Genomic DNA, 16434 nt, shown 5'->3' with positions numbered 1-16434 from the left:
TTATCGCCCCCGTTTTGCCCTGTCCAGCACGACAAACGAAAGCGGCCGCCGATCCATCGATCCGCGGCCGCTTTTCTAAAATAATTGCCTCGCAAAGGCCTTACATGTCGGCTGCACCGTCGCCATCGTCGGCCTCGGGACCGCCATTCTGCAGGAAGCGGTCGGCGATCAGGCCGGCATTCTGGCGCAGCGCCGTCTCGATCTCGCGGGCCAGATCCGGATTGTCGCGCAGGAAGGTCTTCGCATTCTCGCGGCCCTGCCCCAGGCGCTGGCTGTTGTAGGAGAACCAGGCGCCCGACTTCTCGACGATGCCGGCCTTGACGCCGAGATCGATAAGCTCGCCGGTCTTGGAGACGCCCTCCCCATACATGATGTCGAACTCGACCTGCTTGAAGGGAGGCGCCATCTTGTTCTTGACGACCTTCACGCGGGTCTGGTTGCCCACCACCTCGTCGCGCTCCTTGACGGAGCCGATGCGGCGGATGTCGAGGCGCACGGAGGCATAGAACTTCAGCGCGTTGCCGCCCGTGGTGGTTTCCGGCGAGCCGAACATCACGCCGATCTTCATGCGGATCTGGTTGATGAAGATGACCATGCAGTTGGAGCGCGAGATCGAGGCGGTCAGCTTGCGCAGCGCCTGGCTCATCAGGCGGGCCTGGAGACCCGGCAGGCTGTCGCCCATCTCTCCCTCGATTTCCGCACGCGGCGTCAGGGCCGCGACCGAGTCGACGACCAGAACGTCGATCGCGCCGGACCGCACCAGCGTGTCGGTGATTTCAAGCGCCTGTTCGCCGGTGTCGGGCTGCGAGATCAGCAGGTTCTGGAGATCGACGCCAAGCTTGCGGGCATAGACCGGATCGAGAGCGTGTTCGGCATCGACGAAGGCGCAGATGCCGCCCTTCTTCTGGGCCTCGGCAATGGTCTGCAGGGCCAGGGTCGTCTTGCCCGAGCTTTCCGGACCATAGATCTCGATGATGCGGCCCTTCGGCAGGCCACCGATTCCGAGCGCGATGTCGAGGCTGAGAGAGCCCGTCGAGACGGTATCGATCTCCACCACATTCTCGTTGGAACCGAGCTTCATGATCGATCCCTTGCCGAACGCCCGTTCGATCTGGGAGAGCGCCGCGTCCAGTGCCTTGCTTTTATCCACCGTTTTGTCCTCTACAAGCCGCAAAGAATTTTGTGACATATGATCCACCTTTAGGTTATTGAAGCTGCACAGGCAACGAAGCTTCCCACCGCCTGTATGTACTCTTTTTGTTCTCATTTTTCAAGACCCCTTCAAGGTCTTGATTCAAAAAGCGGAACCTTGATCTGTTCTGTTTTTGTTTTCAAGGGGATGAAGGGTAGCCGCAGCGGACGGGAAAAGCGGAGCCGGCCATGCCGCGCGGGGTCGAATCGCCTTTTGCCGGCAGCAAATCGAAGGGGACGTGATGGGGTCTTCCATCCTGGTGCTGGGCGGGGCCCACATCGACAGACGCGGAAGGATCAGCGGCGAGACGGTGCCGGGCGCAAGCAACCCCGGCAGCTGGTTCGAGGAGCCGGGCGGCGGCGGCTTCAATGCGGCCCGCAATCTCTCGAGGCTCGGGCATCGGGTGGCGCTGGTGTCGCCCCGTGGCGGCGATCGCGAGGGCGCAGCCGTTGGCGAAGCGGCTGCGGAGGCCGGCATCGAGGATCATCCCCTCACCTATCTCGACCGGCGCACACCGAGCTATACGGCCATTCTCGAGGCGGACGGCAATCTGGTCATCGCCCTTGCGGACATGGAGCTTTATGCGCTCTTCTCACCGCGCCGTCTGACGACGCTGCAGCTGCGTGCCCGTTTCGAAGAGGCCGGAATGGTCGTCTGCGACGCGAACCTGCCGGCAGAAACGCTCGCCGCCATCGCGGCCATGGCGGCCGAGAGGAACATTCCCGTTGCCGGCATTGCCATCTCGCCCGCCAAGGTGCGCCGCTACCGGGCAGCGCTTCCTTCGATGAGCTGGCTGTTCCTGAACGAGGCAGAGGCCGAGGTGATCGCCGGCGCGCGCCCTGATAACGCTGCCGATTGGCCGGCCCTGCTGCGAAAGGCGGGCCTGAAAGCCGGCGCGGTCACGCGCGGAGGCAGGCAGGCCGTGCTTTTCGACGAAAGGGCTGCCGTCGGTCTCACGCCTCCCCGGCCGGATTCCATTGCCGACGTCACCGGCGCCGGAGACAGCTTTGCCGCCGGCGTGCTGTCGGCCAGCCTGCACCACCTTCCGCTGGCCGAGGCGATCCGCTGGGGCACGGCGGCGGCCCTCATCACGCTTGCCTCGCCGCTGGCCTGCGCGCCCGATCTTTCGGCCGAGCGGCTTGCCGAAATGCTGCCCCTTGTACCCCGGGCGGAAATATTGTCTTGAATAGCTTCAACCCAGCGCCGCAATCCGCCGGCGCCCATCCGGAATGCTTCCCATGACCAGACCCATGTCCCAGGCACTGCCCGTTTCCTTCTCCCGTGAAGTCGCCGCTGCCAAGCAGCGCGGCGCGCCCATCGTGGCGCTGGAGTCCACCATCATCACCCATGGCATGCCCTATCCGGGCAACCTGCACATGGCCGAAAGCGTGGAAGCCATCATCCGTCAGGAGGGCGCCGTTCCCGCAACGATCGCCGTCATCCACGGGCGGCTTCACATCGGCCTGGAGAAGGAAGAGCTGCTCGAGCTTGCACAGACGAAGGGCGCCATGAAGGTCTCCCGCGCGGATCTTGCCTTTGCGATTGCCGAACGCCGCACCGGTGCCACCACCGTCGCGGCGACCATGATCGCGGCTGCACGGGCAGGCATCAAGGTGTTCGCAACTGGGGGCATCGGCGGCGTCCATCGCGGCGCGGAACTCAGCTTCGATATCTCCGCCGACCTCGAGGAGCTCGCCCGCACGCCCGTCATCGTGGTATGCGCCGGCGCAAAGGCGATCCTCGACATTCCCAAGACCCTCGAAGTGCTGGAGACCCGCGGCGTCCCGGTCGTTACCTATGACAGCCCCGATTTCCCCGCCTTCTGGTCGCGCAGCTCCGGGCTGCCCACGCCGCTGATGCTGAACAGCCCGGCGGCCATCGCCAACTTCCAGAAGACGCGCGACCAGCTCGGCATCGATGGCGGCATGCTTGTCGCCAATCCGGTGCCGGAAGCGGCCGAAATTCCGCGCGAGGAAATGGAGATCTACATCGGCAAGGCGCTTGCCGAAGCCGAGGACAACGATATTACCGGCAAGGCGGTTACCCCCTACCTGCTCGACCGGATCTATCACATCACCGAAGGCCGCTCGCTGCGCACCAACATCGCGCTGGTCGAGAACAATGCCCATCTCGCTGCTGAAATCGCGGTCGCCATGGCCCTTTGAAGCCAGGCGCAGACGCCGGAAATGAGAAAGGCGGCCACTCGCCGCCTTTTCCATATCCGCAGCATGATTGTGCCCCGGGGCTTCAGTTCTTGCCGTCGAGCATTTCGTAAACCGCTTCGGCCAGCTGCTTGAGCGAGAACGGCTTCGGCAGGAAGCCGAACTTCGCGTCCGCCGGCAGGTTGCGGGCAAAGGCATCTTCCGCGTAGCCGGAAACGAAGATGAACTTGAGATCGGGATATTTCTTCCTGAGTTCGGTCAGCAGCGTCGGCCCGTCCATCTCCGGCATGACCACGTCGGACACGACGATGTCCACCTTGCCGTCGAGTTCGTCCATGATGTCCAGCGCCTCGATGCCGGACCCCGCCTCGTGAACCGTGTAGCCTCGGGTTTCCAGCATGCGCTTTCCGCCGCGGCGCACGGCCTCCTCGTCCTCCACCAGCAGCACGACGGCGGATTTGCCGGTGAGGTCGACGGGTTCGGCCTGGGCAGCGGGTGCGGAAGGGCCGGAAGCCTGTTCGCTTCCCGTCCTGGCCGGTGCCGGTTCCGGCGCCACCTCGGGCACGAAGCGCGGCAGGAAGATCCGGAAGGTGGTGCCCTTGCCCACTTCCGACTCCGCCTGGATATGACCGCCGGACTGCTTGACGATACCGTAGACCATGGCGAGGCCAAGGCCGGTGCCCTTGCCCACTTCCTTGGTGGTGAAGAAGGGCTCGAAGATCTTGTCCATGATATCGGGCGCAATCCCGGTGCCGGTGTCGGTCACTTCCACCACCACGTGGTCTTCGGCCGGAACGTCGGGGACATTCAGCGCCGCCACGTCGCCGCCGGTGAAGTTGCGGGTCCGGATCGTCAGCTCGCCGCCCTTCGGCATGGCGTCTCGGGCGTTTACACAGAGATTGATCAGCACCTGCTCGAACTGGGAAAGGTCGGTTTTGACCGGCCAGAGATCACGCCCGTAGTCCACCTTCAGCTTCACGTTCGTGCCGGACAGCAGGCGGTCGACCAGCATGCGCAGGTCGCCCACCACATCGGTCAGCACCAGCACCGAAGGGCGCATCGTCTGCTTGCGGGAGAAGGCGAGAAGCTGGCGCACAAGCACCGCGGCGCGGTTTGCGTTGCGCTTGATCTCCATCAGATCCGCAAAGCTCGCATCGGACGGCCGCGCCTGCAGCAGCAGGTGATCGGACGACAGCAGGATGGCTGTCAGCACGTTGTTGAAGTCATGCGCGATGCCGCCCGCGAGCGTGCCGACCGCATTCATCTTCTGCGTCTGCGCCATCTGGGTTTCGAGCGCCTTCTGCTCGGTCACCTCGACGGCATAGACGATGGCCGATTCCTCCGGCGCCTCGTCGGACTGATCGATGACGGCGTTCACGTAGTAGCGAAGGTGGCGCGTTTCGTCCTTGGGATGCCGTAGATCGATGGGGGCGATGTCGCCCTGCCGGTCCTTGGCGGCAGCAAGCGCATTCTCCATGAGCGGCCGCTCGGCCGGCGGCACGATCATGTCCACGGGCACCCCGTTTTCCACGTCGTCGCGCGTCACGACACCGGCGAAGAGGCGCAGGAACGGCGCATTGGTGCGCAGGATGCGGCCATGGCCGTCAACCGAGGCGATGGCCATCGGCGTGTTGTTGAAGAAGCGGTTGAACCGCATCGCCGAAATCGAGGCATCGTCGTCCCGGCGATCGCTGCCGCGGGAGAGCACGATGGTCCGGCTTTCGCCCGGCGCACCGTCGCGCGCGAAGGTGACGCTGTGGACGAGGCGCACCGGCAGGCTTTGCCCGTTGGTGCGGCGCAGATCGAGATCGACGGTCGCCGTCTTGCGGACACCCGGATCGGCCTCGATGGACTGGATCAGCGCCAGCCCCTCTCCCGCAACGAGGTCTGCGATGGAGAGCGCCCCGGGCGTGAACTTCGTCAGGTCGATGCCCAGCCAGTCGGCAAGGGTGGCATTGAGATAGATGATCTCGCCCTTGCGGCCTGCCGAGAAGAAGCCGGCAGGCGCATGATCGAGATAGTCGATGGCGTTCTGCAGCTCCTTGAAGAAGCGCTCCTGGTCGTCCCGTTCGGCGGTGATGTCGGTGATCTGCCACACCCGATTGGCGGGCTGGCCCTTGAGCGGCGACGGCAGTATGCGCGCCTTCAGCCGGTACCAGTGGGCACCGGAACTGCCCATCGGCTGGCCGAGCGGCTTCAGAAGGCGGAATTCCTCGTGCCCGTTCTTGCCCGACTGGAGACGGTTCGACAGGCGGTAGAGCGCCTCGCCGGACTCTTTCGTGCGGGAAAGCAGCATTTCCAGCGACTGCACGTCCTTGGCGCGGGTCGCGCCGGTCAGCGCGCCGTAGGCGGCATTGGCGTAGAGGATGTGTCCCTTCGGATCGGTGATCAGGAAGCCGTCGGGGTGGCTGTCGAGATAGCCCCGGTCTACCGTCACGCGGCTGGCCGGCGGCATGATCTCGACGAACCCGATGATGGCGGACACGATGAAGAAGATGCCGGCCATGGCCAGCACGCCGAGAAGGCCAAGCACCAGCTCGTTGGTCAGCGACTCGCGGAAGAGGACAAAGGCCACGGAGGAGCCGAGCAGAATGATGGCCAGAAGCAGGATCCGCCAGGTGGCGCCGCGAGCCGTGCTCCGGTCCACCAGCGCCTTGTTGTCACCCTTGGCCGGCTTAACAGTGTCCATTCATCCCCCACGCCCGCGGCGATGAGTACAACCGACGGGGCCAATCACCTCAGCCAACGGCCCCAGGCGTCGATCAGGCAGCGTGCGCCCGCCTCTTTCCTTGATGTCCCGATGTGCCGAATCAATAGTATCAATTTGCGTCACGGTGAAGGGGATAGACAAGATCGGCGGCGCAATTCCCCAAGTTAGGACAGGCGATTAGCGCAACGCGCCGGCCTTCCGTGTCCGGATGCGCCAAATCCGGCGCACGCACCGAGGAATGCTTGGACAATCGCCGCCCTGCGCTTGTCTCGAGTCAAAAAAAGGCGTTTGATTCCGTTAACGCTCTGCATCGCGGCCAGAGCCGTCCTATTGATTTGAGATAAACATAATGCCCGGCCCCACGTGCCGGGCTCGGCATGACGCCGGGAGACGATTGCATGGATACAGTATCGGATTCGCTGGGTTTGAAGTTCCTGATCGCCATTGTCCTTGTGGGGCTGGCCATGGCCGGCTTCTTTGCACTGGTGCTCGTTCTGCGGCGCCGCTTTCCGGGCGGCATTTTCGGAGCGGTCCCCTCCTTCAGGGGCGCGAGTTTCCTCGGCGGCTCCCGCGGCCGCCGCGACCGGATCCGGGTGATCGAGACGATACAGGTCGACCCTCGCCGCCGTGCCATTCTCATCCGGCGGGACAATGTGGAGCATCTGGTGCTCGTCGGGGGACCGACGGATGTGGTGATCGAAACGGGCATCGACGCCCCCTACGAGGCGGCGGAGCCCGAGGAGGAGTACGGCTACGACTTCCAGGAGGAAGAGGCATACGAGCCCCCGGCCCCGCCCCGTCGCCCCGCCGTGCAGCCCCGCACGGAGGCAGCGCGCGCGCCCGATCGCGCAGCGCCGCTCGGCTATCAGGAATGGGATGACGAGCTGGACGACGAGCGCATGGCAAGCGGTCAGTACCTGAAGCCGCGGGTAAGCCAGCCATCCTATGAACAGAGCCCCGGTGAACCGCCGCCCGGCACCATTCGCCCCGTCACCCTGTCGCGCGGCATCCGCCCGATCCCGCCGTCGGCCCGGGAAGAGCAGTCTTCTGCGGAAGAGGCCGCACTCGCGCGCGAACTCGAGGCGGCGCGCCGGCGCACGCAGGCACCGGCGCCACGCAGCTCACCGCCCTCCTCGCCGGCGAACGAGGACTTCGACGACATTCTCGCACGGGAAATGGAGGAACGTCTGGAGGCGGCAAAGCGGCAGGCCCGCGGTCAGCCGTCCGAGGCGCCACGGCGCGACCCGAACCTCCCCCGCATCACCGGCGCGTCGCCCGACCCGCAGCGCAGCACGATGCAGGCCGGCCTTGCCCGGATCTTCGGCGATACGGGCCGCAACAACGAAGGGTGAAAGCCGGGCCCAGCGGCCCATCTGCCCGCTTCCGCGCCGATTCGGGACCCGCCTTCGCAGGCGGGTTTCCTGTTGCGGAAGAAACCGGCGTGGAAACGACGAAGGGCGCGGTTTCCCGCGCCCCTCATGAATGAAAGGTCCACAAACAAAAACCGCCGCTTTTGGCGGCGACATCATTCGGACTTATTCGTCCCGGTAAACTTTCTCGCGGCGCTCGTGGCGTTCCTGGGCCTCGATCGACAGCGTGGCGATCGGACGGGCATCAAGGCGCTTCAGGCCGATCGGCTCGCCGGTTTCCTCGCAGTAGCCGTAGGTGCCGTCCTCGATCCTCTGCAGCGCCGCGTCGATCTTGGAGATCAGCTTGCGCTGGCGGTCACGAGCACGAAGCTCGATCGCGCGGTCGGTTTCGGAGGAAGCGCGGTCGGCGAGATCCGGATGGTTCGCGCTCTCCTCGGCCAGATGGTCGAGTGTTTCGCGGGCCTCGCGCAGGATGTCGTTTTTCCAGGCCAGAAGCTTGGCCTTGAAATAGGCCTTCTGGGACGGGTTCATGAACTCGTCGGATTCCGAGAGCACATAGGTACTAAGATCGATCTTCTCACTCAACGCGATTCTCCTGAAGAACATCTCGTGTGCCGGGGTGTATATCGCAACAATCCCTTAACGTTCAAGCCTTCCTCATCCCCGCCGCATTTTTTGGTTGTGAACCCAATGACACGGCTGTTTGAACCCCGTTTTTCTATTTTATATCAAAAATATGACCGAATACTGAAGAGCGTCCCTCAGCCGCTCTCTGCCACCATGGTTTCGGTTGACGAACCTGGCGGAAGGCCGTTACCTGATCGCGAAACGTTACACCTCGGGACTGCCGGATGCCCTTCATGCCGCCTCCGCCTTCGCGCATCTTCCTGATGCGCCACGCTCAATCCGGATGGGCCATGCCCGGCCAGACCGATTTCGACCGCCGGCTCGACGGGCAGGGCCAGGCCGAGGCGCTGGCCGTGTCGCGCCGGGCGGCCGATGCCGGTTTCCGGCCGGAGCTCGTGCTTTGCTCGACGGCGCAGCGCTGCCGCGAGACGGCGGATGCCTTTCTTTCGGCATTCGGCCACCCGCCCGACATCGTCTATTGCGACGACCTCTACAATGCACCTCCCGCGGCCTACTTCGACCGGCTGTCGCAGCACCGGGGGCATGCCAGCATCCTGCTGATCGGCCACAACCCGGCGATGGAAGAGATTCTCGAGACGCTGGCCGGAATGCGCACGGCGGCGGAAGCCGTTCCGGACGGGTATCCGACGGCGGGCTTTGCCGTCCTTACCCATGTGGGCGACATTGCCGAAGAAGGCTGGGCCTTGACCGCCTTTCTGCGCAGCTGAGCCCGACAGCCTTCCGGTCCGGTGTTTCAACGCCTATATCAGGGCTGGATGGGAGCTAGGACCATCCGGCAGCAGGAACGCAGATCGTCATGACAATCCAGGGCCTCAACCACGTCAACATCCGGGCAGAGCAGCCCCTTCTCGACAGCCTTCGGGACTTCTATTGCCATGTCCTGGGTCTTCGCGAAGGAGAAAGACCGCCCTTCCCCTCCCCGGGATACTGGCTCTATGCCGGTCAGCTTCCCGTCGTTCATCTTTACGAGGCGCGCCCGGGCGAGAACCGCCCGACGGTGCAGCGAGGGCCGGTCGATCACTTTGCTTTCGATGCCGTCGATCCTTCGGCGGTCGCCGCCCGGCTGCGCAGCATGGGCGTTCCCTTCGAGCGGAAGACCCTGCCGGCGATGGGACAGGTGCAGATTTTCCTCATCGATCCGGCCGGCAACCGCGTGGAACTCCAGTTTCCGCCGGCCACCGCCGCCGACGGCCTCGACGATGGCGCGTGATATGGCTTCGGGCATCACCTCTTTCGCCGACGAGGCGCTGATTGCCTTCGATCACCTCACCGGGAAGGCCGCCAACCTGTTCAATCCCACCGTCAGACTGGGCGTGACAGGCCTGTCCCGGGCCGGGAAGACCGTCTTCATCACCTCGCTGGTGCACAACCTCCTGAACGGAGGGCGGCTGCCGCTTTTCGAACCGATGCGGTCCGGGCGGATTGCCTCCGTCGGCCTCGATGCCCAGCCCGACGATACCGTGCCCCGGTTCCAGTACGAGGATCACATCCGCGACCTTCTTCAGGAACGCATCTGGCCGGACTCCACGCGGCAGATCTCGGAGCTTCGCCTGACCGTCAAGTTCCAGAGCGCCAGCGGCTGGAACCGGCTGCTGTTCCCCGGCCAGCTTTCCATCGATATCGTCGATTATCCCGGGGAATGGCTCCTCGACCTGCCCTTGCTCGGGCAGGACTACCGCACCTTCAGCCGCAACACGGTGGAACTCGCCCGCAGCGGAAGCCGCGCGGCGCTGTCGGGGGAATGGCTTTCTCTGGCCTCCGCCATGGTCAGCACCGCGCCCGCGGGCGAGCCGGAAATCCGCAGGCTCTCCGATGCCTTTGCGCGCTATCTGCGCGCCTGCCGGGATGACGAGCGCTCGCTTTCCACCCTGCCGCCCGGCCGCTTCCTGATGCCCGGCGATCTCGAGGGATCGCCGGCACTGACCTTCGCGCCGCTGCCCGATCTGCCGGATCGACCTGCCGGGCGCGACACGCTTCATGCCACGATGGAACGCCGTTTCGAGGCCTACAAGGCCAATGTGGTGAAGCCCTTCTTCCGCGAGCATTTTGCCCGTCTGGACCGGCAGGTGGTCCTCGTCGACGCGCTGCAGGCGATCAATCGCGGCCCGGAAGCGGTCGAGGATCTCGAGCGGGCGCTGGCCGAAGTTCTCGCCTGTTTCCGCCTCGGGCGAAGCGGCCTGATCACCGCCCTGACGGGAAGCCGCATCGATCGCGTTCTGGTGGCCGCAACCAAGGCGGATCACCTTCACCACGAAGGCCATGACCGGCTGGAGGCGATCACCCGCCGGATCACCGAGCGCGCCCTTTCCGGCGTGGGGCTCAGCGGCGCCGGCTTCGACGTCATGGCGCTGGCCTCGGTCCGGGCCACCCGGGAGGCCTATGTGGAGCGTCACGGCGAGCGCCTCCCCGTGATTGCCGGCACGCCCATGGCGGGCGAGCGGATCGGTGGCGAGACATTCGACGGCATCAGGCAAACCGCCATATTTCCCGGAGACTTGCCGGAGAATCCGGAGTCACTTTTTCAGGTCGATGAATCACGATCCGGACGGCACCCGGTGGAAGTCGTCCGGTTCCGCCCGCCGGAACTCGATACCACGGCCGGCGGTCTCAAGCTCTCGGTGCCGCATATCAGGCTCGATCGCGCACTTCAGTATCTGCTGGGAGATTACCTCGCATGACCGAACGGGATGACGCAACGCGCAAGCCCGGCGCCTTCGACCTGGGCGCGCCGTCTGCCGGCAGGCGGACGGAGGAGCCTCCACGCGCCGCACGCAAGCCGCAGAGCTTCTCCGGCCCGGTCGAGCTGACGCCCGAGGAGGAGGATCCCTTCCTCGGCGCGGCAAGCGCTCCGGTGACGGTCACGCCCGCACCGCGCCGTTTTTCCCTTGGCAGCATTGCCGCCACCGCCTTCGGCCTGCTTCTGTCGCTGGCGATCGGCCTGTGGATCGACGATCTGGTGCGCGCCCTTTTCGACCGTTCCACCTGGCTCGGCTATGCCTCGCTGGCCGTGGTGGCCGTGCTGGCCACCGCACTGGCAGCGATCGTGATCCGGGAGATTGCAGGCATCTATCGGCTGGAATCGGTCCAGGCGCTGAAGGCGGATGGCGAGGCCGCCTCCCGCGAGCGAAAGGCCGATCCGGCACGGGCCGTCATCGCCAGGCTCGATGCGCTCTTTGCAAGCCGCGCCGAGACCGCAAAGGGACGTGCGCTTCTTGCCGCCACGCGGGACGACATCATCGACGGACCGCACCTGATTGCGCTGGCGGAGGTGGAGCTTCTCGGCCCGCTGGATGCGGAGGCAAGGAGGATCGTGCTCGATTCGGCCAAGCGCGTTTCCGTGGTTACCGCGGTCAGCCCGCGCGCCGTGGTGGATCTCGCCTATGTCATCTTCGAGGCCATCAGGCTGATCCGCAGGATTGCGGCGCTTTACGGCTGCCGCCCGGGCAGCCTCGGCATGTTCCGTCTCGTACGGGACGTGCTGGCCCATCTGGCGGTAACAGGTACCATTGCGGTCGGCGACAGCCTCGTGCAGCAGGTTCTCGGCCACGGCGTGGCATCGCGCCTGTCGGCGAGATTCGGCGAGGGTGTGATCAACGGGCTGATGACGGCGCGGATCGGCATTGCGGCCATGGACTACTGCCGTCCCCTCGCCTTCAAGGCGCGCAAACGTCCCGGGATCGGCGATTTCATCAACGATCTGAACCCCGCCTCGCTCTCCGGCGATGGCGCGGCGGGCGGCCGATAGCAGGGTTGCAAAAAGCCGGAACGCCAAGCATTCCGGGTCCGGGTCAACCAAGCATTAACCAATATCAAGCATATATCGACGCACGTCTTGCCTGTAGCTCGTCCAAGGAATGCCCATGCACACGCGTCGTTTTCCCGTCTTCGCCGGCCTTGCGGCCGCCATCACCGGCATCGCCGCCCTCTCCGTTCCGGCAGCCGATGCCGCGCAGCGGGATCGCGCCTTCTTCGAACAGGTCGCCGGCTCCTGGAAGGGTCCGGGCGAGATCGTGGCCGGGAAGTACAAGGGCACGAAATTCTCCTGCAACCTGATCGGTGAACCCGGCGTGGACGGCAAGACCGGGCTGAAGCTCGACGGCACCTGCCGCGTCGGCCTGTTCAGCCAGCCCATGTCGGCCGTGCTGTCCGAAGCAGGCTCCAGCTACAAGGGCAAGTTCCTGGACGGCGCCTCGGGCAAGGGTCTCGACATCATCTCCGGCCGCGTCAACAAGGACAACGTGGTGCTCGGCATCAACCGTTCGAAGCTGAACGGCGCCATGATTGCCCGGCTGGAAGACGACAACTCCATGAACGTCACCATCTCGGTCAAGGTCGAGGACAAGATGATTCCCGTCATCGGCATGAAGCTCAACCGCCAGCTGGACGACATCAAGGTCGGCGCGATCAAGTAAGCCGACGGCAGACGGAACGAAAAAAGGCGGCCATTGGCCGCCTTTCGCATGTCTTGGCTGCACACGTCCCGGTCAGCGCATCCGCCACCAGCCGCTTTCGAGCCCGGCATCCTCGATGCCGGCCGTATCGGCGGCGCCAAGCCACTCGCGCACGGCCTTTCCTGCGACAACGAGCCCGGCGTCAATGTCCGCGAGCGGCTTCAGGACGAAACCGCGTTCCGTCATGCGGGGATGCGGCAGTTCGAGCCGCCCGCCGGACTGCACGACGTCGCCATAGGTGAGGACGTCGATATCGATGGTGCGCGGCCCCCAGCGTTCGGTCCGGACGCGCTTCATTTCCCGTTCGATGTCCAGACAGGCGTCCAGCAGCGCCTCCGGCGGCAGGATCGTCTCCACGGCCGCGCAGGCATTGAAGAAGTCCGCCTGATCGGTCTTGCCCCATGGCGGGGTGCGATAGACGGCAGAGACCGCCAGCACCCGGCAATCCGGCCGGCCGTCCAGCTGGCGCAGGGCCTCGGCCATGGCATGGACGGGATCGCCGATGTTTCCGCCAAGGCCGAGCGTCGCGGTTGAAGTCACGGGTTCAAGCGGCATGGGTCACCGTCACCTGCACATGGTCCAGCACGCCGGGGATGGGGGCGGACGGCTTGCGAACCGTGATTGCCGCCAGGCGGATCTGCGGGAAACGGGCACACAGCGCCTTGGCGATGTCGAGGGCCAGCGATTCGATCAGAAGCTTGCGCTTGCCCATCACCACCGCCTCGATGACCTGGAAGGCCTCGCCGTAATGCACCGTATCCTCGATGCTGTCGATCTCGAGCGCCTGCCCCCGGTCCACGTCCAGCGCCGCATCGACAAAGAAGCGCTGGCCGAGAACCTCCTCCTCCGAAAGCACGCCATGGCGGGCGAAGAAGGCGCAGTTCTTCATTTCAATGCGGTACGTCTCGCTCATGGCTGGAGATCCGGTTTGCTGGAAAGGCGTTTTTCGTCCTTCAGGATAGCATTCGCCACGGCGAGCGCGTCCCGGTTGTTTGCGACATTGTGAACCCGGAAAATCGAGGCGCCCTGCTGGCGCAGATAGACCGTGGTTGCCGCGGTGCCCACATCCCGCTCGGCCGCGACGGTTCGCCCCGTCATGCCGCCGATGAAGCGCTTGCGCGACGTGCCGGCAAGCAGCGGATAGCCGAAGACGTGCAGCTCGGCAAAGCGCACCATCAGCTCCAGGTCCTCGGCGGCATCCTTGGCAAAGCCGAACCCGGGATCGAGCACGATTGCCTCGCGGGCAACGCCGGCAGAGGCGGCGATCTCCAGCGAGCGGGAGAGGAAGTGCCGCTGATCGGCCACGAGATCGGGCAGCTTCTCCCGCCCGCGCCCCGTATGCATCAGGCACAGGCCCGCGCCCGTCCTGGCGGCAACGGCGGCGATGTCCGGCTCGCGCTGCGCGCCGTGCACGTCGTTGATGATGTGCGCGCCCGCGGCGATGGCGAGTTGCGCCGTTTCGGCCCGGTAGGTGTCGATGGAGATGATGGCATCCGTCTGCCGCACCAGAGCCTCGATCACGGGCAGAACCCGGTCCTGCTCCTCGGCCGCCGTTACCTCGGTCGCGCCAGGCCGTGAGGACTCCCCGCCGATGTCGAGGATGTGCGCCCCCTCCTCGACGCAGGCCAGCGCATGGGCGACCGCAGCGTCGGTGCCCGAGTGGCGTCCGCCGTCCGAAAAGGAATCGGGCGTGACATTGACGATCGCCATCAGCACCCCGTCCTCGAGATCGAGAACGCGGCCCCCTGCCAGATGCCATTGACGGTGGGCGGGCAAATTCACGGGCTTTTCTCCTTCCGGGAAAATTGGCACTTCCAGCGCTTGCGCTTCCCGTGGCTATGCCGCAAGGTTCGGCGCAGTTCAACCTCACGGACTTTCAAAAAAATGCCATTTGCCGCCCGGCGGTCGCGCCTTTTCCTGTCTGCATTCCTTTGCCTTGCCGCTTTTGGGACCGGCGCCCGGGGAGAAACCATCGTCCACAAGTCGATCTCCTACTTCACCATCGGCGGGCGCACGGCAGCGGAACTCGACAAGGAACTCGAGCGGCGCGGGCCGATGCTGTCGTCCACGGGTTCGAGACATCCGGGCGCCACGCGCATCCGCTTCGGCGGCGATGTCACCTATGTCCAGTCCGGCGGCCGTTGCCGCGTCGGCAATGCCAGGGTTACGGTGACCACGAAGATCATGCTGCCGCGCTGGAAGCACCGGGCCACGGCTGCGAAGAACCTCGCCCTGCTCTGGGACACGCTGGCGAGCGACATTCGCCGTCACGAGGAAAGGCATGCGGAAATTGCCCGCACCCACGCCCGCGACATGGAACGCGCCCTTCTCGCCCTGCCTTCGGACAAGACCTGCGCCAGCCTTCAGCAGACCGTCGCCCGCATATCCGCCGACCAGGTGGAGATCCACGACAGGGACCAGGCTCGCTTCGACCGAATCGAGGCCGCGAATTTCGAGAATCGGATGATTCGGCTCCTGAAGGCCCGGATGGCAAAGCAACCGCGTTAGATTTCATCCGGTTAGCCGTGACGAACCGATGGCGCGCTGCATCACGAAGCTTGTGCGAAGCTGGATGCAATTCCCGCGAATGACCGGTCATTTCTCGCGATTTCGCGCCCTGCAATTATAAGTTATAAGAATAGCCATGAGTTTGGTTCACCCGAAGGTTCCCCTGTTCTCCTGGTGCGTCTCAGAGCCGCAGGCGTTCTCCTCCCTCGCGCTGCAGGTGATGCACCCATCTGGCCTCGCCGGACGCAAGCCCGAGCGAGGCATTTTTTTGCCTGCCCGAGGCTGCCACGGTTTCATGAAGTCCGCATGACGGACCTCAGCCGCGCAACCGGTCAGCCCTGGCGCTCGGGAACGTGAACGACGAGGCCGTCCAGCGCATCCGAAACCTTGATCTGGCAGGAAAGGCGCGAGGTGGGGCGGACATCGAAGGCGAAATCCAGCATGTCCTCTTCCATCGCGGCCGGCGGACCGACCTTTTCGGACCAGGCATCGTCGACATAGACATGACAGGTCGCACAGGCGCAGGCCCCGCCACACTCGGCCTCGATGCCGGGCACGGAGTTGCGAACGGCGTTTTCCATGACGGTGGAGCCGTTGGCGGCATCCAGTTCATGGCGCGTACCGTCGAAGGCGACGATGGTCAGTCTGGTCATGATGTCAATCCGAAACCTGATGCAATGCGGGAGCGATGTCTTCCCCCAAAACCGGTGCACAGTCAACCGCCGGCAAAGGGTGGCGGCGAGCGGTTACGCATGCACGCAGAAAGGGCGGCACTACCTGAGGCAGTACCGCCCTTTGCCATCTGTCCCGAAACGGCATTGGCTGCCGCTGGTCCTGTGCCTCAACGGCACAGCTTGAGAATGAAGTTCTCGGCCTTCACGATCGCGGCGCCGGCCTGTGCGACCAGCGCGGAATCGGCAGGCGCCTCTTCCAGCCGTCCGGCAATGGTTGCGATCTCGTGGGCGCCGACCGCGGAGGCTGCACCCTTCAGCTTGTGAGCAGCCGCGCGCACCTCATGCAGTCCGGCATCGGTCAGTTCGGCAAGGCAGGCCCGGGCCTGGCGGGCAAAGATCTGCAGAACCTCGATCTCCAGTGCCTTGTCGCCCATGGTCTGCTTGGCAAGGTGGACGAGATCGATCGGGCGGGTTGAGGACGGGGTCGGTCCGCGGGAGTTGTCGGGGGCCTCGAACGCGATATTCAGCGCTGCCATGGTGGAGTGTCTTTCCCTGTTGTTTTTGTAATGATGCGACATCCTGTGCCGCATCGGGACGCCATCCGGTTAAAAGCCGGCACAATCATGGCGGAAATCGCCGATTATGGTTAACAAGCTTTAAAGCCCCGCAACAAAAGGGTTTACGCCGTCCATCAAGCTTTAAAATATGTTAACAAACCG

The 16434-nt window shown here is 64.7% G+C and carries 17 protein-coding genes; 9 read left to right on the top strand and 8 right to left on the bottom strand.

The features are described from left to right. Window positions 1-100: 100 nt before the first annotated feature. Entirely contained in the window at window positions 101-1189 is a 1089-nt protein-coding gene (gene recA / locus GGR23_RS08945) for a recombinase RecA (RefSeq protein WP_183365873.1), read from the bottom strand. A gap of 244 nt (window positions 1190-1433) precedes the next feature. Here recA and GGR23_RS08940 point away from each other — a divergent pair, with 244 nt between their 5' ends. Both GGR23_RS08940 and GGR23_RS08935 read left to right on the top strand, forming a co-directional pair. Further along, window positions 1434-2378 (top strand): carbohydrate kinase family protein, encoded by a 945-nt coding sequence (locus tag GGR23_RS08940; protein WP_183365872.1) that lies wholly within the window; start codon window positions 1434-1436, stop codon window positions 2376-2378. Between the two features lie 52 nt (window positions 2379-2430). Next, complete coding sequence (locus tag GGR23_RS08935; protein WP_183365871.1) at window positions 2431-3357, top strand: pseudouridine-5'-phosphate glycosidase; 927 nt, start codon at window positions 2431-2433, stop codon at window positions 3355-3357. Window positions 3358-3439: 82 nt separating this feature from the next. On the opposite strand, the gene cckA is transcribed toward GGR23_RS08935, so the two are convergent. Further along, the gene (cckA, locus tag GGR23_RS08930; RefSeq protein WP_183365870.1) at window positions 3440-6043 is read right to left on the bottom strand and encodes a cell cycle histidine kinase CckA; all 2604 of its coding nucleotides are present in this window, start codon (window positions 6041-6043) and stop codon (window positions 3440-3442) included. A 419-nt stretch (window positions 6044-6462) separates the two neighbouring features. Between cckA and GGR23_RS08925 the strand changes: the two genes are divergently transcribed. Beyond that, window positions 6463-7416, top strand: a complete 954-nt coding sequence (locus tag GGR23_RS08925; RefSeq protein WP_183365869.1) for a flagellar biosynthetic protein FliO — start codon at window positions 6463-6465, stop codon at window positions 7414-7416. A 183-nt stretch (window positions 7417-7599) separates the two neighbouring features. Here the strand turns inward: GGR23_RS08925 and dksA are convergent, their stop codons facing one another. After that, window positions 7600-8019 (bottom strand): RNA polymerase-binding protein DksA, encoded by a 420-nt coding sequence (gene dksA / locus GGR23_RS08920; RefSeq protein WP_183365868.1) that lies wholly within the window; start codon window positions 8017-8019, stop codon window positions 7600-7602. A gap of 275 nt (window positions 8020-8294) precedes the next feature. On the opposite strand from dksA, the gene GGR23_RS08915 reads away from it, so the two are divergent. From GGR23_RS08915 to GGR23_RS08895, 5 genes are all read left to right on the top strand, one after another. Further along, window positions 8295-8789, top strand: a complete 495-nt coding sequence (locus tag GGR23_RS08915; RefSeq protein ID WP_246365163.1) for a SixA phosphatase family protein — start codon at window positions 8295-8297, stop codon at window positions 8787-8789. 89 nt (window positions 8790-8878) lie between these two features. Then, window positions 8879-9292 carry a VOC family protein gene (locus GGR23_RS08910; RefSeq protein ID WP_183365866.1) on the top strand — a complete coding sequence of 138 codons (414 nt, stop codon included), beginning with the start codon at window positions 8879-8881 and terminating at the stop codon, window positions 9290-9292. A 1-nt stretch (window position 9293) separates the two neighbouring features. Continuing rightward, window positions 9294-10760, top strand: coding sequence for a YcjX family GTP-binding protein (locus tag GGR23_RS08905; protein ID WP_183366364.1), 1467 nt, complete (start codon window positions 9294-9296; stop codon window positions 10758-10760). Next, window positions 10757-11827, top strand: a complete 1071-nt coding sequence (locus GGR23_RS08900) for a YcjF family protein (RefSeq protein WP_183365865.1) — start codon at window positions 10757-10759, stop codon at window positions 11825-11827. Before GGR23_RS08905 ends, GGR23_RS08900 begins: the two co-directional genes overlap by 4 nt. Before the next feature lie 115 nt (window positions 11828-11942). Further along, entirely contained in the window at window positions 11943-12494 is a 552-nt protein-coding gene (locus tag GGR23_RS08895) for a hypothetical protein (RefSeq protein WP_183365864.1), read from the top strand. A 72-nt stretch (window positions 12495-12566) separates the two neighbouring features. Here the strand turns inward: GGR23_RS08895 and folK are convergent, their stop codons facing one another. The 3 genes from folK to folP are packed head-to-tail and all read right to left on the bottom strand — an operon-like array spanning window position 12567 to window position 14309. After that, complete coding sequence (gene folK / locus GGR23_RS08890) at window positions 12567-13088, bottom strand: 2-amino-4-hydroxy-6-hydroxymethyldihydropteridine diphosphokinase (protein WP_183365863.1); 522 nt, start codon at window positions 13086-13088, stop codon at window positions 12567-12569. Further along, complete coding sequence (gene folB / locus GGR23_RS08885; RefSeq protein WP_183365862.1) at window positions 13078-13446, bottom strand: dihydroneopterin aldolase; 369 nt, start codon at window positions 13444-13446, stop codon at window positions 13078-13080. The genes folK and folB overlap by 11 nt, the downstream gene beginning before the upstream one ends. Next, the gene (gene folP / locus GGR23_RS08880; RefSeq protein ID WP_246365242.1) at window positions 13443-14309 is read right to left on the bottom strand and encodes a dihydropteroate synthase; all 867 of its coding nucleotides are present in this window, start codon (window positions 14307-14309) and stop codon (window positions 13443-13445) included. The genes folB and folP overlap by 4 nt, the downstream gene beginning before the upstream one ends. Before the next feature lie 108 nt (window positions 14310-14417). Between folP and GGR23_RS08875 the strand changes: the two genes are divergently transcribed. After that, window positions 14418-15041, top strand: coding sequence for a DUF922 domain-containing Zn-dependent protease (locus GGR23_RS08875; RefSeq protein WP_183365861.1), 624 nt, complete (start codon window positions 14418-14420; stop codon window positions 15039-15041). Window positions 15042-15373: 332 nt separating this feature from the next. Here GGR23_RS08875 and GGR23_RS08870 read toward each other — a convergent pair whose 3' ends face one another. Together GGR23_RS08870 and GGR23_RS08865 are read right to left on the bottom strand one after the other, a co-directional pair. Continuing rightward, on the bottom strand, window positions 15374-15694 hold the full coding sequence (locus GGR23_RS08870) for a 2Fe-2S iron-sulfur cluster-binding protein (protein WP_183365860.1): 321 nt from the start codon (window positions 15692-15694) through the stop codon (window positions 15374-15376). 188 nt (window positions 15695-15882) lie between these two features. Then, entirely contained in the window at window positions 15883-16251 is a 369-nt protein-coding gene (locus GGR23_RS08865) for an Hpt domain-containing protein (protein WP_183365859.1), read from the bottom strand. Window positions 16252-16434 lie beyond the last annotated feature (183 nt).

It is taken from the genome of Gellertiella hungarica (assembly GCF_014197145.1).
In the GTDB taxonomy this organism is placed as follows: Bacteria; Pseudomonadota; Alphaproteobacteria; order Rhizobiales; family Rhizobiaceae; genus Gellertiella; species Gellertiella hungarica.
The sequence above is the reverse complement of the archived record's forward strand: the minus strand, read 5'-3'. Positions and strand labels throughout refer to the sequence as shown.